Genomic DNA, 21,793 nt, shown 5'->3' on the forward strand with positions numbered 1-21,793 from the left:
AACGCCATTATATTACAAACCGTGTAAGCTTCCGTTTACTGCGAAGCGCCCAACGATAACAACGTTTTAATGCCACCAGCTGCTTCGGTATGATTGAGTTCGGTGGCCAACAGATATAGCCTGTCTTTGCTAATACCGCCAGGGTCGGTGACATACTGGGCAATATGATTGGCTCTGGCAATCGCCAAGTCGTTAAGACGCTGCGGATCGGGTGGGAAAACGCTTTCCAATTTCTGTTGCGCCAAGGGGTAAAAATCGGCATCCGGGTTACTCTTAATCCTTGGCTTGCCTAACAGCGATCTATCCATTTCCAACGGGAACACTTCGCCAAAAAACTTGGCCAGCAAACGCTGATAGTCCTCGTCGGACAATTCGATATATTCGTGCCGAACTTTTTCGCCTTTATCGCGCAATTCACCGGACTTCATTTTCTTTAACACATCCTTTACCGCCTCAAAGCGCATCGCCGGCCAGTCCAGGGTTTCGTAGGCAATGCCTTTGATTTCCAGGGTCAAATCGGGTTTGCTCAGCAAGGCTTTGTTAAGTTGATCCAGTTTAGCGGATTCTTCGACTGCCAATTCGGCACTACCTGGTGCGAAAGCCACAGTGCTAAAGTCCTTATCGTCACCCAGCAGCGAACCGAGCATCTTGAACGGCGACAGTGCAGCTTTAGTCACTAAATTAACCAACACGTCCGCCAACAACGAACCGATGCTGAATTTCGGATCTTCCAAACTGCCGGTGATCGGAAAATCCAGATTAATTTTGCCATTAGAATCTTTTAATAAAGCAATCGCTAAATGTAAGGGCAAGGACACTGCATGCGGATTTTCGACGTGCTCGCCCAGAGCCAGCTGATCGATAAGCAATTTATTCTGCACCGCCAACTGCCCTTGTTTGATCGTGTATTGCAAGTCCAGCGCCATTTGGCCTTTCTCTATCCGATAGCCGGCAAACTCGGCCATATAAGGCGTAATCAGCGGCAAAGGCATATTGGTAAATTTCAGTGCAATATCCGAATCGCCGTTGTCGAATTGATACTTGCCTTTGATAGCCACCGAGGCTATGTCGTAAACCTTTCCTTTTAAAGCCAACTTGGCCTCGGCATCCTTATCCGATGAAAAACCGCTGACTTCACCGTCCAGACCGTTCATAGCCGCTACGAAGGGCAAGATCAAGGAATAGTCGGCGAAATCCGATTTACCCTCTTTCAATTCAATTTTACCGATACTGATACGCGGCTCGGCGGATTTACCGACTGCCGGTTTTGCAGGAAGCTTAGCTGTAGCCGCTGGCTTGGTCGCAATTTGCGAAACCATCAGGTCATCGACATTGGTTTGGCCGTCTTTTTTGATATTAAAACGCAAATAAGGATGATCGAGCATCACCTTGGCTAGCTTGAAATCCTGTTTGGCCAAATCGATCTCTATGCCAGTCAATTCCAGATTGGACCATTTCAAGAAATCTTTATTTTTGACCTGATCGCGCGTCACCAAACCTTCTAAAATGGCTGCGCCTTGAAACGTCAGTTGCAGCGGATCGGCGACCGTTAATTGCAGACTGCCCTTCCCGCTTAAGTCGCCATCCACCAATTCCAGCTTCATGAAAGGGTCCAGATAAGGCTGGAACACTTTAAGATTAATATCTTGAACATCCAAGGCCCAAGAGCCCGCAAAAGGCTCCAAGCTCATCTCGCCGCCGACTTTCAAACTGCCGGTTTTATTAAACTTGCTGCTTAACTGCAAAGGCAATTTGCCGGCGTCCTGCGTTTTGAATTTCTGTAACTTGCAATTCAATTCGCTTAATTGCAGCTCCAGCGGTTTTGACAGACTGTAATCGAAAAAATGAATGCTGTAATTGTTCAGCGCTAACTCATCCAGCTTAATCAGCCAGGGCTTGCTGCTGTCAACAACCGCCGGTGCTGCTGGTTGAGCCGCTGTTGAAGCAGCGGTCTCCCCAGCAAACAAAGCCTGATAATTCACTACACCGTCCGCTTGCAACCACGCGCTAATCGCAGCATCGCTGCTTGACACCGTAGTAATGTCGACTTGTTGTTGATTGACATCGACACTAATTCCGCTGACCTGCAAGGCCGGCACGCTGATTAAAGACTTACCTTGATTCTTCTCGGATATTTCCAGCTGCTTTATGTCGATATTGCCGTTGCTGATTTTTGTCAGCAGGCCATGCGCTGCTTCGCTCAATGCATAATCGACTTGCAAGCCAAGTAGACCGTTAACAATTTCCACAGGCAAGATTTGCTGCAAAAACAATTGCCAGCTTCTTGCCAGGCCAATGTTCTCCAGCTTCAAATGGCCTTTGGAGGCCAACGGCGCAATGGTGAAATCGCCATGCCATTCGATAGTACCACCCGACTCCAAACCTATGCTCAAATCGCCCATAGCACTGCTTGCCGCTTGGGTGCTTAGCTCGTGGAACGTCAAATTGAGCGGCAACAGGTTTTCCGACACTGTTTGCCCGCTAGCAGCGTCCTGCCAGTGTATACGTCCCTCTTTGATCGCTATTTGATGGATCAGCAGCGCCAAACTTTCCCCACCGCTGTTGTTTGTGTCAGGCTCAGCCTTTGCCTGCGTGCCTTGTATATCCGCGAAATTGAACGCACCGTCGGCCCGCCGTTCCACATTGAATTGCGGATTAGCCAACTCGATGGTATCTAAAACCACACCCCTCAGTTTTGCCGATTCCAGTGCATCTAAATCGACGAATAAACGCTCGAAACCGACTAGGTTTTTACCGTCCTTAGCCGCTAAGGCAAAGCCTTCCATCGCCAATGTAAAGTTGAATGGATTAAAACGAATCGCTGAAACCTGGGCTTGTTGGCCGGTTTTTTCCTGCAGCAAAGCCGGCAGTTTTTTCAACGCCAGCGCCGGCAGCAGGTAAAAACCCAAAAAGGCATAGATTGCCAAAAACGCCGTTAGTCCCAGCGCTGCGATCAAGCCTTTTTTTAATTTCATTTCTATCCCCACGCCCTGAAAACTAGTGCAACTTATTCAATAACTCGGCTTCTATCCGACATCCGCCGAGATCCGGATAATCGGCCAGATTTTGTTCAAAATCGCGAAAGGACGGATGCTGAAAGGCCAAGCGGGCAATCTTGCCCTGTACTAATTCAAACTCCAAAGCCCCGCCTTTTTCGCGCGGACTGCCGGGTTTGGTGACAAACAGCAGAATGCCGATGTTCGCCAAGGGCTGGCCTTGATCCTGAGCAGGACGCGCGCAGCTATAAGCCTCTATGTTCAAGCCGCTAAACACGCCCGCCAGCTGACCCGCGTTGATCAGTACGCCTTCGTCGGCAACCGTCGGCAGTTGCAGCAAAGTTTCCAGGCCAAAATTACTCAAATGGTTTTGCAATAAAACCGTACCGTTTCCGCCTTTCTCGGTATTCAACAAGGGATACAATTGCCGAGCAGCCTCGTCTTTATTCGGGTTTTGCAAGGCCGATAAAAATTGCCGTGCCGCCGATTGTATTGGGTTGATCACGCCTTCTTTTTTCTGTCTGGAATTGGTCAGTGCATCCCAATCCTGCTCGGTGTTAACCGCCAGTTTCATACTCTTCATCACGGCATAATCTTCGCTGGCCAGACAGCCGGAGAAATCCTTAGCACGGTATTGTTCCAGTAACTTTGGCCGAATTTCGTCAGTCATGGCCCGCTGCGCGGAAATATTGAAATTTTTCCACTCCGGTGAGTTTTTGTTCAGAAAATAATATAACACCGCATTGCGATCGAATTTATTGAAGCCCAAATCCTTCATCGCCAATTTTAGGCGCCGGCATTGGCTTTCCACATCCGGGTAATTCTGCCAATCCGGTTGCAGATTGGGTTTGGCAGCAGGGTCGACCTGATCGATCAGCTGCCGCAAACTCACTTCGCCGTTGGCAGTTTGAATCGGCACACGCCACAATTCATCCAGGGACAAATCATGCGCATCGGGCGTCAGATCCCCCGAGGTTTTCAACAACAAAGACGACGCGATTTCCGGGTATACCCGCAGTTCACCCAGCAATTTGCTTTCGGACGACCAAGCGCTCAATCCGCCTTCGACCACCTCATAAACCGCCAAGCGAATTTGATTGAAACTACTGCTGTCGCCTGCTAGCACCACGCTGGCCGGCAATGAATGAGTCTCCGAACTATATTTGCCGTTAGCGGAAGCGCTGGCAGCCGGGGTTTTGGTCACCACTTGCGGATTGCTCTCCACCCAGTTGCCGGCCAACTTACCCATCACAGCCATACCGGCACCGACTCCGGTGAATGCGAACAAAGTGCTGGCCGCATTGACGTCGCTGATCACTTGGGAAAGATTGGCTTCGTGACTGTTACTGGTCAAAAAATTGTATTCGATCAGGTTGTCTTTGCTGGAATCGAGCCGTAACCAAGGCGTCAAATAGGATTTTTTAGTTTCCAGTTTGAAATTGCATTTGCCGGTGGTGGCTTGATACAAAAAGCCGCTGGCTTCGCGCTTCAGTTTTAACGGATCGTTATGCACACTAAATACCAGCGCCGCAGATTGATCGCCGTTTTCGTAATGGCCGCCGACATCGCTACAACCGCCTTTCAAGGCGTTGTCGCCTTTGAAATCGAAATCCGACACCAATTGCACATAGTAGTCGTCGCCACTAACCGTGGCCTGGCCACGTAGCGGCTTGATCGGCATGGATTCTGACTTGGGATAATCGACCGCAATTTGCCGAGTCGTGGCACAACCTGCCAGCAAACCGCTACCGAGCAAGGCAATATTAAGGATTGAAAAACAACGTATCGACATTAAATATCCTATGGAGTCGCGCAACCCAGGCACGCATGTACAGCATGCGCCCGATGCAATATCGTTTAAATGTAAAATCGAGTTCTTAGGCGATTTATGGCAATAAATGTACCCAAACCAAGCATTTTTCCGTTGACTGAGCGAAGCCGAAGTCAACCGCTCGCTTCGGTTACTTCGGCTTCGCTCAGCACAAGTCCGCTCAGCGAACAACATACTTGGCATCGCCAAATGGGTACAAACTTTCTCAAAAACCACCTTATGCGTCGCTTAATCGTAAATCGATACAATTAAAGTAAGGCCAAGTGATGCCTTTGATAGACGCTAATCAAGCACTAATTCCATGCAAATTAGCTGGGAATGATAAATTGAAGCGGGTTTTGTGGCTATTGTTTTGTTCGGCGCAGTCATTGACCTTAAATCGCGTCTTGTTTAAAGCGATGGATTTGTCGGCGTTGTTTCTTGTTGGGTTTGTGCTCGCGCTCGGACGGATGCAGCGAAGCTTGTTGCTGCTTGTGTAATTCGATTTGTTTAAGCCGCTTATCGATACTAGCTTGGTCTTCGCTGTAAAGCGCCACGGCCTCTTTAGCCGGACGGCGCTGATTATTCAGATCGGTCACCGCAAGCTGCCAAGTGTATTGGTCCTTGGTGACGCTAATCAAATCGCCGACTTTCACTTCTTTGCCCGGCTTGCAACGCTGGCCGTTGACATGCACCTTGCCGCCGTTGACTGCATCGGAGGCCAGACCACGTGTTTTGAAAAAACGCGCGGCCCATAGCCATTTGTCGATGCGGACTTGGTTTAAGTCACTCAACGCGTAACCCGCTCTCCGTCCACGCTTTAAAACCACCCGCCATGCTGACTGCGCCGCTGTAACCCAGTTGATTCAATACCTGAGTAGCCAGTGCCGAACGTCCGCCAGTCTGGCAATACACGACTATAGCCGACTGTTGCTGACCTTGAAAATCCGGATGACTGTCAATCTTAAACTCCAACAAACCGCGAGGAATATTGACGGCCCCCGGCAAATGCCCGGCAGCATATTCGGCCGGCTCGCGCACATCCAACAATAAATTGGTCAAACGATTTTGCGCAGTCGCCACATCGATTTCAGTAATCTGTTGTTTGGCGGCAGCGACCAGCTCTTGGGCAGTAACGCTCATAAATTTTCTCCAATCGTAAACGGGATCAAGCTTCCATGTGCTTTTTCAATTCTTTCGGAATCGAGAATACCACTTTTTCTTCTATCCCTTTGTTTTCGCGAACCTGGGTGGTTTCGCCGCCCCATTCCTTTAGTTGATTGATCACTTCCTGTACCAACACTTCGGGAGCCGACGCGCCGGCAGTAACGCCAACCACATCGATTCCATCCAACCATTCTCGTTTTAAATCCTTATGGGTATCAATCAAAAACGCCTGTTTGCCCAACTGTTCGGCAATTTCCCGCAAACGATTGGAGTTGGAACTGTTCGGCGAACCGACCACCAAGATCAAATCAGAAATTTTTGCTAAATCATGCACTGCATCCTGGCGGTTTTGCGTGGCATAGCAAATATCGTCTTTTTTCTGTTCTTTAATAGACGGAAATTGTTCACGCAATGCGTCGACCATTATTTTGGTGTCGGTCATAGACAACGTGGTCTGGGTGACATAAGCCAAATTATCCGGATTATTGACTCTCAGGTTTTTGACATCATCAGGGGTTTCAACCAGATAAATATCGCCATGCTCGGTGCACTTGTCGTACTGCCCCATAGTGCCTTCAACCTCAGGATGGCCGGCATGACCGATCAGAATCACTTCTCTATCCTGCTTGGCATGTTTGGCAACTTGCATGTGTACTTTGGTTACCAACGGACAAGTCGCATCGAACACCGTTAACTTGCGCTCTTCCGCTTCTTTTTGGACCTGCTTGGACACACCATGGGCACTAAAAATCAAATACGAACCCACCGGAACATCGCTGAGTTCTTCGATAAAAATCGCGCCTTTTTCTTTCAAGCCGTCTACTACCGTACGGTTATGCACTACTTCATGCCGCACATAGATTGGTGCGCCGAAGGTATCGATCGCTTGATCGACAATTTCAATAGCCCGGTCAACACCGGCACAGAATCCACGAGGGTTAGCGAGTACGATTTGCATATTCTTGAGTATTTTACTTGGTTAAGACGAAGCGATTTTAATCCAATTTTGCTTCTGAGACGATAATTCCGTCGCTATCGGCGTACAGATAGTGATCTTTTTTGAAATTGACGCCGGCGAAAGTGATCATCGAATCCCGGTGACCATGCCCGTGCTTACTGCTACAGAGCGGATGCGTGTTCAAAGCTGCCACACCAATCGGCATTTTGTTAATGGCTTCAGAGCCGCGAATACTCCCATAGACGACAATACCCTGCCAGCCATTTTCGACTGCCAAAGCAGTCAAGGTATCACCCAACAAGGCGCAACGCTTTGAGCCACCGCCGTCGATCACCAGCACTCGATCAGTGACTTTCTCTTCCAGCACGGTCCGCACCAAAGTATTGTCCTCGAACACTTTTAAAGTCGTGATTTGCCCGCTGAACTGGCCTTTACCGCCGAAATACCGAAACAAAGGCTCGGCAATTTGAAAGTTTTCTTGGGCGGAAAAACGGTCACATAAAGCGCCGGTAAGAAATGACATACAGCCTCCAAAGGCTAGTAATAACGTGCCAGTAATCCGTACTGGCAATCGACATCGGGCAGCGGAATCTTAACTTCATAACCACCGCCGGACGCTTCCTGCATGGGCTGACCGTATTTATCGACCATATTTTCCACGGTTATATCCTGATTGCCCTGCGGCAGAATTAACTCCAGCTTATCGCCTAGCGAAAACTTGTTTTTGACGCTAATGTCCGCCCAGCCGGTTTCGGTATCGTAATGAGTAATTTCACCGCAAAATTGCTGCTGATGGCTTTTCGAGTAACCGGACAGGTAGTTTTGATGCTCTTGGGTATGATGGCGCTGATAAAAGCCGTCGGTATAGCCGCGATTAGCTAAATTATCCAACACACCCAGTAACTCGGGCTGGAACGGCCGGCCGGCCAGGGCATCGTCTATCGCCTGCCGATAGGTTTGCGCGGTGCGCGCCACATAAAAATGCGATTTGGTGCGGCCTTCGATTTTTAAACTATCGATACCAATTTCCACCAAGCGCTGCACATGCTCGATCGCCCGCAAATCCTTGGAGTTCATGATGTAAGTGCCGTTTTCATCCTCCATCACCGGCAACAACTCACCCGGACGGCCCTCTTCCTCCAGGAAATAGATATTGTCGGCCAGCGGATGCCGCTCGGCACCACCGCAACTGGCGGTATTCAACCCTGCATTCAAATCGTTCATCGAAATGACCGCACTATCGGCCAACAAATAATCGCCTTCGGCATTTTCCACCGCCGGCTTGGTATCGTATTTCCACCGGCAGGAGTTAGTGCAAGTACCTTGATTAGGATCGCGATGATTGAAATAACCGGACAACAGACAGCGACCGGAATAAGCAATACACAAAGCTCCGTGTACGAAGACCTCCAGCTCCATATCAGGACATTGCTGGCGAATCTCCGCGATCTCGTCCAGCGACAATTCCCGCGACAGAATCACCCGCTCTACGCCCATGCTTTTCCAGAATCTAACGCTGGCATAGTTAACTGTGTTGGCTTGCACCGACAAATGAATCGGCATATCCGGCCATTGCTCACGCGTCATCATAATCAAGCCTGGATCAGCCATGATCAATGCATCCGGCCCCATAGCAATGATCGGCTCAATGTCTTTAATAAAGGTTTTGACTTTGGCGTTATGCGGAATGACATTGGCAGCCAGAAAGAACTTCTTGCCTAATTTATGCGCTTCGGCAATGCCTTTGGCGAGGTTGTCGGCCATAAAATCGTTGTTGCGCACCCGCAGGCTGTAACGCGGCTGCCCGGCGTAGACGGCGTCAGCGCCAAACGCAAAAGCGTAACGCATGTTGCGTATGGTGCCGGCGGGAGAGAGAAGTTCGATATGTTTCATGTCTGTACTAAAAAATGAGCTGACAGGCATTTTAGCAAATTATCACCGGCTTCAGGGTATCGCAAGCATTGATCAAAGAACCAGTAAAAATCTCGGCCGGAACGAATGCGGATTTACTTCGCGGGGACAGTCGGTCTTTTAAAAAACTGCGGGATCCGGGAAAGAACTTTACGCAAAATAAACATTGGCATTCGCACGGCCAGGTTATTCTTTCGGCAAGCGTAATAAGCTTCTATGTTTCCTTTGATAATGCCGACCAGACTATTGTTAGAAATACCGCCGGTCCGCATCTTTATCCAGATTTTGGGAATATAGACAGCCTTGACCTTATTCAGGCCTAGAAAGCGCATAGTCAGCTCAAAGTCCGCTTGTCTGGAAAATTGTAAATCAAACCCACCTAACTGTTCATAGATGCGGCGACGCACGAAAAAGGTTGGGTGCGCCGGCATCCAACCTTTTTCGAATAAACCGCTACGATAGTCGCAAGATGTCCAATATCGAACAATTTTTGAGGCATCATATCTGTCGACATACAACAAATCTGCGTAGCAGACGTCTACAGTGGGGTCGGAAAATATGTCGGCAACTTGGGATAATATCGTGTCATCTGCATACACATCGTCGGCATTCAAAGTACCTATCACATCGCCGGACGCCAGAAAAATACCTTTATTCATCGCATCGTAAATACCGTGATCAGGTTCGGTAATAAACTTGGCCAGATGCTGACCGTATTTACGCACCATATCGACGGTGCCATCGGTTGAGCCGCCATCGATTACGATGTGCTCGATGTTATTAAAATCCTGCCGCGATACTGACTGTAAGTTATCGATAATAAACTCCGCAGCATTATAAGATACGGTGACAATTGATATTTTCATTGACCTGAGATAAATAAATATTTAAGAGGCTTGCAACAATTAATGGCCGCATTTACCTCTAACAAACAGAACTCCTCCGTACGCGTATAGGGCAAACTTTATCAATCTTTAATAAAGACAATTGCTCATAACCAAAACACTAATGCCTAATAAATTTGCCCAACCGTACCCAAACAAAAGCACAACCGCGTCTAAGGTCGCCAGTTAATACTCTCCCGATAAAAACCGATATGGCACCGTAAATTATTGCCAACCCTTTCGGCAGCTTAAAAATTGGCGCGACAAAACAATAGAAAGTCCAATGCTGAGAAAATCTGGCATTGAACCGTGAATACGCAATACTCAAATCTTCAGTTCCCCGCAAGCGTAACCTTAACACGTAGTATGGATAGTATCCTATCAACATATCCGATTCGAGCGTATACTTAGTGCCGACAGATAATCCACTATCAATATATTTATCAACAATAGCGCCAAACTTATCAACGAATACATCGGAAAACGAGTACCCACCGCTATTATTACGCTTATACGCCACCAAGTAACTATCTACATATAGATTAACAGGTGCCTTTAAGGCAGCACTATAAATTAAATCAATATGTACAAGATTAGTTCCGCAGTAATCATTAGCATCGACACCTTGCAAATAATCTTTGGATATTATATTTACGGAAATCAAAGTTGAAAACTTGCCCAACTTAATAATAAACTCGTTTGAATTCGCAAACTCATACAACTTCTCGCCACCACCAGGGTATTCAGCCCTAAAATCGAAGTCGTAACCATATGCTCGAACTGAAACCACGCCATAACTTTTACGAGCCAGCAAACTTTCCAGATGCTTTAAGGAGCCATCTATCAGCAAGTCGTCATCGCCAAAAATCAAAACGTATTGTCCGGCAGCCTGATTAAAGCATTGCGCTATATTTAGATCAGGCCCGATATTTTCAGAATTTCTTATGTATCGTATTGGTAGATCTTTATGTAAAAACTCTTCAACACATGCCTTAGTATCGTCGCTAGAACAATTATCTGATACTAAAATCTCTATTGGGTAAGTTAATTCGCCAAGCTGAGATATAATCTGCTCTATATTCTTAACTAAATAATCAGCCCTGTTCCAGGTTGGAATGGCAATAGTTAGTAATGGCCTAGTATTTTTATTCATATTTTTATTATATTGTCGCATGCCACTTTTTACGAAGCATTACCCACATCAGCAACGATGTCGGAAAACCGAACCCGACATTTACTAAAAGCAAAACCAGCACAATACCCGCCGAACCCCAAATCGGCGCCACCCAAACCGAACCACCGACGGTCAATAATGCACCGGACAAGGACAACCAAAGAAAGGGCTCCTTGCGGTGCGCCCTGAGATAGATAGCTAACAATCCGGAAATATGGGCAAACAAAATTGCACCGATCAGAACAAAAGTTTCCCAAAACGGTAAAAACCTAACGCCGTACGCAGTGTAATCGGCCGCATAGCGAATCAAGACAAAAAACACCGCCCCCAGGACAAATACCGCAAGTGAACGTTTAAAACCTTTTTTGAATTCCTTGTCCAGCAAATCCCAATCCTGCTGCCCGGCAGCTTTGGCTAACACGGGGATTCGACTCGTCATCCAAGCTAAACTTAACAAACCCAACATATTGCAAACGGTCATAGTGACTCCCATCTGCCCGGCAACTACGGCATTCTGAGTCTGAAACAACAGCGGAGTATGCATTTGAGTTAAAAAATACCCGCAAAGCCAACTAATTCCCAAGCGCCATTGCATCGGCCAGAGCTCTTGCCACCAACCGAAGTCCCCGGAAATCCCAAACAAAGCTGACGCCCATAATTTCGGATAGCGAAATAGCGCCCATACCAAAGCAATCAAAGCAGCCGACGCGGGCATCATAGCGACCGCATAAAGGCCGCCCCCTCTATTAGGGTAAACCAAATGGCGATGGCGCCTACAATACCTTGCACCAAACGCAGCGAATAGACCTCCACAACTTTACCGCTGCCTTCCACTATAGCCAAAACCGGCAATAAGGCCAAACCTACGGCCGTGCTGACAACCAGAACTAACCAAGGTTGTTGCCAAGCTAAATCCAATTCCTGCGGACGATGACTAAAGAAATATAAACCACCCGGATAAACCAATAAAAACAGCAGCCCGGAAACACCATACCAATACAATGCTTTTTTGGTCAGCGCTAGATAGCGGCCGACATTGTTACCAACGACCTCCCCGTGAGGCAACCAAGTCAATTCGGCAAACTCGTGCGCAGCCTGCTGTACCAGTATGGTTGATAGACCCATATCCAATAACGCCTGCAAGCCGGCAAGACTGGCAAAGGTGTAGTAGTAGCCCTGTTCGGCTGGAGATAAATATCGTGCAATGCAAAATAGCGTAATCAGGCCTGCGCCAGCCTGCCAACCCCGTTGCGCTAAAACTGCTAACGTTTTCTTATCGACCTGCATATAGTTTTGCCTCGGGTTCCCTGCGTCCAATGAATGGATTGGCTAGTTATAAATTCAATTCGGCAAAAAAATCAAAGCCTGGATCGATCAATAGTTAAAGTTCGCTCGGGTAAGTTAAACAGTTTACGGTAAAATCGCCGCAAGCCTCCCGCCAAAAAACCAGGCATTAGACAATAAGCCAGCGATACCATAAACATACGACCACGCCAGCCTTCGCCATACGCCATCATAGACAACAAATAATTAAATTGATTGATGCCTTGGGCTTTGTAATTTAACGCGACTTTAACCAACCACAAACTACTGTTCTTGCTACTCCTATCCCTTGTCATATACCGGGTAATTTCCCCAATAAACTTTATACGGAGCTTTCTATCCCGCAGAAACCGACTAGTCCTAAACCAGCCCGCATACCATTCCAAATCGCCAAAATAATATCCGGGAGCTGTATTTGGGGTATGTGTCATTAAATCATTTTTAGTACTGTAGACTGTGAGAGGTTTCTCCTGCATCGAGAGCATCGTTGATACCAATTGTGGATAGGCGTCACCTATGTTCATATATGCTGATGGCAAATGGGCCGATGCAATGCTGCGGCGAATAATGGTTGCGGAAATCATGCTGATACTGGCAAAAAACAACGGCTCTGTGTGAGCCAGATCCATCGCCGGTAAATATTTGCCTTTATTACCATCATCGACCAGCCATCCTAAGCGAATAATATCCGCATCTTGAGAACTTAGGACCTCTATCAATTCATCTATAAATTGCAAATGCCAGTCGTCGTCGTCACCAATAATCCAGCAATATTCGGAATCAGTTACCTCTATGGCACGCAGTATATTGCCACTACCACCGATGTTGTATATATTTTTATGGTATTTTAAATTTGGCCAGTATTTTTGATATTCTGCCACAACATCTATAGTATTATCATTAGAAGCGTTATCTAATACAACCAGTTCTATTCCCGTTAATCCGGCTTCAACAAATTTTTGCAAAGTTACTTTTAAACAGTTCTCTCGGTTATAGGTAATAATAACAGGCGCGAGTATACTGTTATCCCAGTTAGATATATTCATATTTTAAATTACTAGACAATCCATTTTAAGAACATCCGCAGGCATAATAAATATAATTAGACAAAATATCAATATAACAAACAAATAACGCCTCTACATCAGCAAAAGAGAGTATGAGTAGGTTTTATAGGTCCGTTGGAATCAAACCACCAAAAAATACATAGATAACTTAAATACCGACGTTTAGCTGGCCAAGCGTTGAAAATTCGCAAAGCATATCAGCACCGCTTTAAGCTATTAAAGAATGGATCTTTCAAAGCTTCCGTTGAATGAATGAAACTAGGTGGCACGCACGAATCCGAACGATGAAAAATAGTAGCGTAATTTTTGACATTTTTTGCTTTAGAGACACTTGCACAAAAGGCTTTGGGAAACATATCGCCCCCATACCCTGACAACAACTATCTAATCACGTTAACATTCCTAAGATTTTCTTGTGAAATGCAACAAAGACCACCGCTACGTTGCGAAAGTGGAGCAAGGGACAACGGCATATAATCACAGCGCACTACCATACCAGAAGACTCAGATTTTCGAATGAAGTCTTGAACATTTTCAGGTTCATTTTCCAAATAAATGTAAGTAATTGGCATCGGCATTCTAGTAGAAGAAAAATAAAAATATGTATAATCATCAACGATTAAATGCTTGCTATTATTTAAGTCTATTTTACAAAGACTGGAAATGTTAGAAAACTCTGAGTCGTAATTTTTATCATACACGTAACCAACTAAGCCAACACTTGGCCCCGCATATCCAGCTTGTAAATCTCTTGCGTAACGATGGGCAAATATTAATTGCGATAGCAAGCCGACAATAACAATATAAAAAAAACAGACTGAAAAAACTTTTTTTGGAAAAACACTAGGCAAATTAGCAGAAACAAAAAAAACCAAAATAATAATCAGCAAGCTATACATATAGCCAGCATCATACCAATTTTTTGGCAGATTAAATAAAGCACTAAAAAACACACATCCTGCAAGAACAATCAAAACCGCATTTACCGTCAGGTACTGTCCACGAACAATATCATTTTTAAAATAAAAATAAGGCAGATATATCGTCAAGCCAAAAAACAAGAAAAAAATATTTGAATATACCAAAGCATTAACAAATTTTGCCATTGGACCCAGAGGATGCTGAGGCAAATAATTGGCATCCGTAATCTCCTGAAAGCCAATTTGAAATAAATATCTGTTGAATTGCAATAAACTATATAAACATTTATTTAAAAAAAACTTAAAATCATAAAAAAAAGAAAATGGATCAAATGAAAAGCTGATTATTAGCTGATTTAGCTTAGGGATTTCTGGGCAACTAAAAAAATTTTTCCAAGAAAAGTAGCTCTGCTCCATCAAAAGCGTGATGAGCACAGTCAAAATCATGGATATAAATATTTTTCTTATGCCTACAATCAACTTAAGACCAATTATTAAAAAGAATGGCGCTAAAAACATACCTTTAGGATGCGCGTATAAAATCAAAGACACACAAGTAAAGTATACAAAAATTAATAAATATATTGTTAATAAGTTCTTTGAAAAACCATGTTTATTTAAAAAAGAAAATAAACATATCAAAAAAACGACGGACGGCAACATAAGTTGCTCATGCCTATTAGTAAATAAAAAAACAGGATAAACCCCAATTGCCAAAAGAGAAACAAACAAGGCAATTAACCCCAAGTTTAGCCGATAATCCACTCTATTTTCAGTATAATACGAATTAATAATTGCGCGCCTAATGTGAAAAAAAAGAGCACAAACCCAGACACCAGCAGCAAAAAAACCAACTACCCTCATAACATAGAGATTTTTTATATTTGCATGAATCAACCAATTTACAATCCCAGGAACATACCACGTTAATGGAAATATACTAGAAAAAGCAGATGTACAAGTAGGAAGATTCGATATTTTATAAGGATAGTCAAATAAAAATCTCGACAACCAAAATCGAGTAGCCACCTCATCGGGATATATGGGAAAATTGTAAAGCAGAATTAATGTAACTAAAAAAAACAAAACAGCTACAACTGATATTATATTGTTATATATACCAATACTCATGCAATAAAAATACCAAGAATACTAAAAATGACAAAAAAACCTACGCAGGTCTCATCAAGAAGATGACTCATCTTTTAAAACAAAAAACATTTGAGAAGTTTTAAAAAATGGCATTCGCAATATATCAAAAATCGCAAATAGCGCCACCAACGGCGAGAATAAATAATGTTTGGTTGAAGGTAAATTAGCCGATATGGTAACAATACCAAGCCGTCCTAAAACAGCCAAGATTGACGCTGCCCAAAATGGCGCCCCTTGGGTATAACTAAAGCTCTCTACTGATAACCCAACTTGACCACACAAGTTATAGAAAGATTGTTTTGTAAATAATACCCAATGCCTGGGACAATGAAACCCAGCCCAGGAACTATTTCTAAACAATCTTGCATCTAAACTATCAAAGTTTGGTGTTTTAATCAAAACAAAACCGTTAGGATTTAGTAGCTCTCGAGTTTTTGCCAAAACTAGTTTCGGGTCTTCAACGTGCTCTATCAAATTAAGCAACAAAATTAAATCAAATTTACCATTTGTTTTAAAATCCTCCACTCTACCGAGAAAAAAGTCATGCCCACCATCACGGGCGGCTTTTTCTGCGCCTGGATCAATATCTACAATTTGAGAATACATCACTCTATCATCTATTCTCTTAATCTCGTTTATACACCACCCAGAACCGCCACCAACGTCTAAAACACGAATATTATCTTTATTAATTTTATGCAATATTCCCTTATATCTAATTCCATCTAAAATATTTTTTACGCCTTTGACAACACTAAAAGAATTATTTGAATACGAATAATAGTTAATTGGATAGATGTCTTTCAATCTTCCGACAGGAGGTTCTTTTAAGTACATGCACCCACAGGATAAGCATCGCAGGTATTCATATGCCTTTTCACAAGTAAAATACTCAACATCATAAGCAACCGCCCAATGTTCATAACGGTTTTGTTTGCAAATCGGGCATAAAGTATTTTTAGTTTCCATAGTTAATCTCTAGCATTTGAAGCTAACAAATTATTGAAGACTTCAGAATAGCGACTATCTCGTTCATAAAGTATACCAGCCAACTCGGTATTTAACAGAAAGTCCTCCAATTCATAAAAACACGTATAAGACACACTGGGCAACCAATGATGAAGTAAATGTAAGTTAAACCCCGCGCCGCCAAACAATCGCGAGAACACCCCTCGCCCAAAATTTCTCGTAATTGCTCCATGATTATTGGTATAATAATCGACATTATTATCAGCATTATTATCACGGTGTTCAATAATCTGCCTTACGGCACCTAAAAAAGGAAAAACAAAAAACACGCCAAATACCCACGATACTGCCAAAGAATAACACTCAATCCGGTAAGCAAAAAGAACAACACTTGTATGAAATAAAAGACCTAACAAAGTTATTACATTAAAGTAAGCCCCCCCCTCTTCATTCCCTTCTTTTACTTTCGAATTTTTCAACCTGCCGAGCAAAACTTCAACAACGTAAATTCCTGTTATAGACTTTAAAATAAACACAGGCGTCAGAGCATTGAAATATGAATTTTCTGTATCTTTAACAGTGCCCAAATACAAGTGATGCCTCATATGAATTGGCCTATAAGACTTAACATCTTGCCCAACCAAAACCCCAATAAAAATATTCGCCAATAAATCATTTAAGTTTTTATTAGATGCAATATTATAATGCGCAGCCTCGTGAAAAAATAGCGAAAGATATGCAACAACAAAACCAATTAATAACCCTGATATGGTTACGACTACAGATAGTAATAAGAGGCTTTCGCGCTCTATTTGAACAATAAGGTAACATACTGCAAACAGAACAGCATATGCACCGATAATACTTACCCATACCTCTAAGTAATTTATGTCTAGCGTTCTTAGAAAATCTTTCAGAGATACCCCTCTAGAGTCTTTAATGCTTTTAACCTCACTAAAACCGACAGAATAATCGTTCATTTTGCAGTCCATCCCACTATTATTACACCTAAAAAAACAAAAGCTATACCAACCCATCTTAAACCGCTAATTGGCTCGGACAAAAGTAACCATGACGCCAAAATTACACCAACAAACTGTAAAACACTAAAAGCTTGAGCAACATTTAGTGGAAGTTTTTTTAAAATAAAAATCCACACAACCAATGCAATAGCAAATAGTACAAACCCTATATAAACCTTACTATTATCTAGATCCAACAAATTTCTAATGTTGAATGTTGCTGAGCCTGTCTTCATAAACAAATTTGCTGAAATGGACAAAAAAAGAAAAAGGCAAAATGACAAAACCAAATGCATATTAATTTACCTTCAGTACCTTGTAAGCAACCCATAAATATGTTTTGACATGATTCCATTTATAGCATTCAGTCGCGAATACCTAATGCCAAAATCGAAACACCAAATCGAGGATTAATTTTTTTAGCCGTATAAATATCAACAAAAAAAACGTAACGCAAAATAGCATTAAGAAAAGATGTGTTTAACTGATTTTCGCTCTTCATCCTAATAGGGAAAAACATTAGAGCTCTACGAACAAACCATATTGGAATGAACAATACATAGTTAAAATAATAAATATCAATCAATCTAAATCCAGCACCAGTGAGAATATTCTCTAATTGCCCCCTTGTATACCTCCTTTTGTGATGTGAGACAGAATCTTGTATACCCCACAAAAAACTGAAAGCGGGAACGGTAACTATCGCAACTCCCCCAGGTTTTAAAACCCTATATGCTTCCGAAATTGCCTTATTATCATCTTCAACGTGCTCAATTACATCAGTAGCCAATACAAGGTCGTACACATTATCTTGAGATGGGATGTCGCATATATCTCCCTGATCAACTTGGCCCAAACCCTTTTCCCTACACCAATGAATAGCCTCCTCACAAAAGTCTAGCCCTCTAACATTTGTAAAACCAAGATCCCTAAGCATTCTCAGGTTAGTACCTGTGCTTGTTCCTAAGTCAAGAATTTTAGCTGTAGCTGGAATTGCCAATGCACGTATAATAGAGCTAAATAACTTTCTTCTTCCGACAAACCACCAATGCTGCTCTTCAATTTGAGCTTCTATTTCATATGTTGAATTATCCATAAACCTTGTTAATCAAGTAATCGATGATATATATTTATTAAGCACGATCCAATTCCAAAGAAATAATCTATTATCCCTACTTCCACTACTATGCTGTTTATTCATTTTTAGTACGAATTGGCGATTGAAATTAGATTGATCAGATGTAGTGATTGGCCAAGTTTTTAACCAATTTGTGAGTGGTATGCCAAATCCTTTTTTCGGCCTCGCAAGCAAATCATCAGGGAGTATTCCCTTCATTGCCTTTTTAAGCAGATATTTAGATACTCCTCGATGATGTTTGAGATTAGAAGGCAAACGAGTTGAGAACTCCACTACTTCATTATCAAGAAACGGAGCCCTAACTTCCAACCCAACCATCATCGAAGCCCTATCTACCTTCGTTAATACACTATCTTGCAAATAAAACTTCCCGTAAAACTCAATTGACTTACCGATCAGATCCTCAGCGTCGCTAGAATGCCAAGCATGAATGGCATCGCCATAAACTTCACTCCAATCGACTGGCATGTTCATCAATTCTGATATTTCATCAGCCATAAGAGGGCTTAACCATACAGGGTTCCATACCGATGAGGGATACTCAAGTCCTTGCAATGTCCTTTTAAGCTTGAAATCAAAGCTAAGATAACCTTCTGATACGGGCAAGCGATTCACGCTTGCGAGAATGAAAGTACGCAAAGCTTTCGGCAGCATATAACAGTAAAGCTCCGCCGCCTTGAGTGCTCGAAACGGTGCATAACCCGCAAATAACTCATCACCGCCATCCCCACCTAGCGCGACAGTTACCGATTGCTTAGCAAATTGTGAAAGCAAATAAGTCGGAAGAATCGAACTATCCCCCATCGGCTCATCCAGCATCTCTAATACGTGTTCCGCGACCAACTTTGCACAATCAATACCGAAAATTTCTTCTGTATGATCAGAAGCAAAAAAATTAGCCATCGCCCTAGCGACATGTGATTCATCAAACGCTTTTTCGCGAAAACCTATTGAGAAAGTCCTAATTCGATCTGATGGTTCGCCACTTGATGCGCAAGCAAGAATAGCACTTGAATCGATTCCTCCAGAAAGAAATATTCCTACTGGTACATCCGCAATCATCCGACGTTTAACTGCTGAAGTTAATATATTGCGCAATTCTTCTGCCAAAGAATCCTCAGATTTTCTTGCGTAACTGTTATCAGGAATAATCCGAAACTGCCAATAACTAGAAACAATTGCTTTAGCTTGTTCAAGGCGATAAATCATGAAGTGTCCGCCAGGCAACTTTGATATATTTTTGTAAAGCGTGTAAGGTGCTGGAATAAATCCATAACCAAAATACTTTCTTAGGCTAATAGGACTAATTTCTCTTTTGACCGCCGGATGAGTAATTAAAGCTTTTAGCTCGGAGGCAAATACCAATTGCTGATCAAATATTGTGTAATAAAGTGGTTTCTTGCCGAACCTATCCCTTGCAAAAAACAATTGCTTTTGCCGCTTATCATAAATACAGAAAGCAAACATACCGTTTAGTCGTATCAGTAATTCCGACCCCCATTCCTCGTAACCGTGTATTAGTACCTCTGTGTCTGAATGATCCGACTTGAAGATATGCCCTTTACGCATCAATTCATCTCGTAACTCCAGATGGTTGTAGATTTCCCCATTGAAGACTATTCCTACAGAATCATCTTCATTCCACATTGGTTGATCACCACCGGCTATATCGGTAATGGATAACCTACGATGCGCTAGACTTACTCTATTGTTATTACAGAAAAAATACCCCTCTCCATCCGGCCCGCGATGCCGCATTGCATCAGCCATCCCACGTAATATCTCAGAGTTCTCTTGTCCAACAAACCCAGCTATTCCACACACGGACGAATACCATCAAGATTGATCGTAGTTTTTATAAGATAAACTGGCTTGTCTTGTGATTCATAATACGTCCTCATAACAAGCTCAGCTAGAAGCCCCATTAGCATAGACATAATTCCCGTGATAAACGACATCACACATAGTAATGGTAACGGTGTTAGTATAAAGGATACATCCTCGAACAATTTAAGCGCGATAGCATAAATACCTGCAACCCCTGACATTGCGAGATTAATTACTCCAAACCCACCAAATACATAGATAGGTTTGGTTGCATATTTCGCTAGAAACTTAACAACCAGAAGATCCAAAACAACTTTGACCACTCGTTCCAAACCGTATTTGGATACACCATGAATGCGAGGATAATGACTAACAGCTATTTCCGTAACTTTTGCTCCCTGCCAACTCGCGTAAATTGGAATAAATCGGTGCATTTCGCCATACAGCTTTACCCCTTTAATAACATCTCGGCGGTAAGCTTTTAGAGAACAACCATAATCATGCAAATATACTCCTGAAATCCAAGAAATTAGATAATTAGCTAATCTACTTGGTAGATTCCTCCTTAAATTTGCATCTTGGCGATTTTTACGCCAACCAGAAACAACTTCATAACCCTCGTCAAGCTTTTCAATTAGCCGCCGAATATCTGCTGGATCGTTTTGTAAATCACCATCCATAGGAACAATAATTTCGCCTTTAGCGAAATCGATGCCAGCCATCATCGCCGCAGTTTGACCAAAGTTACGGCGAAGCGTAACTACTTTAAAACGCTCATCAATACTGGAATACATTTTCAATAACTCAACGCTATTATCTGTACTGCCATCATCAATGACGATAATTTCAAATTCACGCTCCAATAAAGGAAGTTCACGTGTTAACTTCTCGTAAAGCAATGTTATGTTGTCACGCTCATTATAAATTGGAATAACTATTGAAATCATCTTATTTTTAGAATTGAAATAAAAGCATATTTACCATACTGAATTAGTACAATGTTGCACCAATTATATTGGCGACATTATACAACCTGCTAGAACAGTTTTTTACAAACGCAACAAAAACATCTGATGACCCTTTGATTAATTCGTCACCTAGAGAGTCAGCGCCACTTAATTCAATGACTTGCACATCCATTTGTCTCGAAAAAAACTTCATTAACTCAGAGACCACGCCTTCGTTAATATCTTGAAGACTTCTTAACTTTAAAGTCAATCACTATGAATTTAACTTTTTAACCTAAATCAATTAAGAGGGTGGGTACCGATAAATTATTTGCATAAAATAGTGCGCACCTATCACTCATACAATTAAAAGCATAAATTATTTATGATATTCAGCAATCAATATATTTGTAAATAAACACATAAATAATGCCATAAAACCTATCATCCCATACCCAAAAGAAATCGACTCAAAAGACTTTGATGCGGAAGAAATCAACTGTGGTACTTTTACATTCGACTCGCATA

Annotated in this window: 19 protein-coding genes; all 19 read right to left on the minus strand. The window is 42.9% G+C overall.

From position 1 onward, the window contains the following. Positions 1-35: 35 nt before the first annotated feature. Positions 36-2,975, minus strand: coding sequence for a DUF748 domain-containing protein (locus tag EBA_RS12590; RefSeq protein ID WP_225616223.1), 2,940 nt, complete (start codon positions 2,973-2,975; stop codon positions 36-38). Between the two features lie 22 nt (positions 2,976-2,997). After that, on the minus strand, positions 2,998-4,788 hold the full coding sequence (locus EBA_RS12595; RefSeq protein ID WP_192375031.1) for a hypothetical protein: 1,791 nt from the start codon (positions 4,786-4,788) through the stop codon (positions 2,998-3,000). Positions 4,789-5,201: 413 nt separating this feature from the next. Continuing rightward, positions 5,202-5,600 (minus strand): RNA-binding S4 domain-containing protein, encoded by a 399-nt coding sequence (locus EBA_RS12600; RefSeq protein WP_192375032.1) that lies wholly within the window; start codon positions 5,598-5,600, stop codon positions 5,202-5,204. Further along, complete coding sequence (locus tag EBA_RS12605; RefSeq protein WP_192375033.1) at positions 5,593-5,949, minus strand: rhodanese-like domain-containing protein; 357 nt, start codon at positions 5,947-5,949, stop codon at positions 5,593-5,595. Before EBA_RS12605 ends, EBA_RS12600 begins: the two co-directional genes overlap by 8 nt. A gap of 25 nt (positions 5,950-5,974) precedes the next feature. Further along, entirely contained in the window at positions 5,975-6,931 is a 957-nt protein-coding gene (gene ispH, locus EBA_RS12610; RefSeq protein WP_192375034.1) for a 4-hydroxy-3-methylbut-2-enyl diphosphate reductase, read from the minus strand. Between the two features lie 37 nt (positions 6,932-6,968). After that, complete coding sequence (gene rraA, locus EBA_RS12615) at positions 6,969-7,454, minus strand: ribonuclease E activity regulator RraA (RefSeq protein WP_192375035.1); 486 nt, start codon at positions 7,452-7,454, stop codon at positions 6,969-6,971. Between the two features lie 14 nt (positions 7,455-7,468). Beyond that, the gene (trhP, locus tag EBA_RS12620; protein ID WP_192375036.1) at positions 7,469-8,824 is read right to left on the minus strand and encodes a prephenate-dependent tRNA uridine(34) hydroxylase TrhP; all 1,356 of its coding nucleotides are present in this window, start codon (positions 8,822-8,824) and stop codon (positions 7,469-7,471) included. Between the two features lie 113 nt (positions 8,825-8,937). Beyond that, positions 8,938-9,708, minus strand: coding sequence for a glycosyltransferase family 2 protein (locus tag EBA_RS12625; RefSeq protein ID WP_192375037.1), 771 nt, complete (start codon positions 9,706-9,708; stop codon positions 8,938-8,940). A gap of 139 nt (positions 9,709-9,847) precedes the next feature. After that, complete coding sequence (locus tag EBA_RS12630; RefSeq protein WP_192375038.1) at positions 9,848-10,879, minus strand: glycosyltransferase family 2 protein; 1,032 nt, start codon at positions 10,877-10,879, stop codon at positions 9,848-9,850. 7 nt (positions 10,880-10,886) lie between these two features. After that, a complete protein-coding gene (locus EBA_RS12635) occupies positions 10,887-11,618 on the minus strand; it encodes a hypothetical protein (protein WP_192375039.1) in 732 nt (243 codons plus the stop codon). Continuing rightward, positions 11,615-12,187, minus strand: coding sequence for a polysaccharide biosynthesis protein (locus EBA_RS12640; RefSeq protein WP_192375040.1), 573 nt, complete (start codon positions 12,185-12,187; stop codon positions 11,615-11,617). The genes EBA_RS12635 and EBA_RS12640 overlap by 4 nt, the downstream gene beginning before the upstream one ends. Before the next feature lie 71 nt (positions 12,188-12,258). After that, a complete protein-coding gene (locus EBA_RS12645) occupies positions 12,259-13,269 on the minus strand; it encodes a glycosyltransferase family 2 protein (RefSeq protein ID WP_192375041.1) in 1,011 nt (336 codons plus the stop codon). A 401-nt stretch (positions 13,270-13,670) separates the two neighbouring features. Beyond that, the gene (locus EBA_RS12650) at positions 13,671-15,341 is read right to left on the minus strand and encodes a hypothetical protein (protein ID WP_192375042.1); all 1,671 of its coding nucleotides are present in this window, start codon (positions 15,339-15,341) and stop codon (positions 13,671-13,673) included. 54 nt (positions 15,342-15,395) lie between these two features. Further along, on the minus strand, positions 15,396-16,331 hold the full coding sequence (locus EBA_RS12655; protein WP_192375043.1) for a class I SAM-dependent methyltransferase: 936 nt from the start codon (positions 16,329-16,331) through the stop codon (positions 15,396-15,398). A 2-nt stretch (positions 16,332-16,333) separates the two neighbouring features. Next, complete coding sequence (locus EBA_RS12660; protein WP_192375044.1) at positions 16,334-17,311, minus strand: fatty acid desaturase; 978 nt, start codon at positions 17,309-17,311, stop codon at positions 16,334-16,336. Continuing rightward, entirely contained in the window at positions 17,308-17,589 is a 282-nt protein-coding gene (locus EBA_RS12665) for an EamA family transporter (RefSeq protein WP_192375045.1), read from the minus strand. Before EBA_RS12665 ends, EBA_RS12660 begins: the two co-directional genes overlap by 4 nt. A 128-nt stretch (positions 17,590-17,717) precedes the next feature. Further along, positions 17,718-18,449 carry a class I SAM-dependent methyltransferase gene (locus EBA_RS12670; protein WP_192375046.1) on the minus strand — a complete coding sequence of 244 codons (732 nt, stop codon included), beginning with the start codon at positions 18,447-18,449 and terminating at the stop codon, positions 17,718-17,720. A 12-nt stretch (positions 18,450-18,461) separates the two neighbouring features. Then, positions 18,462-20,261 (minus strand): asparagine synthase (glutamine-hydrolyzing), encoded by a 1,800-nt coding sequence (gene asnB, locus EBA_RS12675; protein WP_225616225.1) that lies wholly within the window; start codon positions 20,259-20,261, stop codon positions 18,462-18,464. 41 nt (positions 20,262-20,302) lie between these two features. Beyond that, the gene (locus tag EBA_RS12680; RefSeq protein WP_192375048.1) at positions 20,303-21,265 is read right to left on the minus strand and encodes a glycosyltransferase family 2 protein; all 963 of its coding nucleotides are present in this window, start codon (positions 21,263-21,265) and stop codon (positions 20,303-20,305) included. Positions 21,266-21,793: the final 528 nt, after the last annotated feature.

Source organism: Methylomonas albis (assembly GCF_014850955.1).
Lineage (GTDB): Bacteria > Pseudomonadota > Gammaproteobacteria > Methylococcales > Methylomonadaceae > Methylomonas > Methylomonas albis.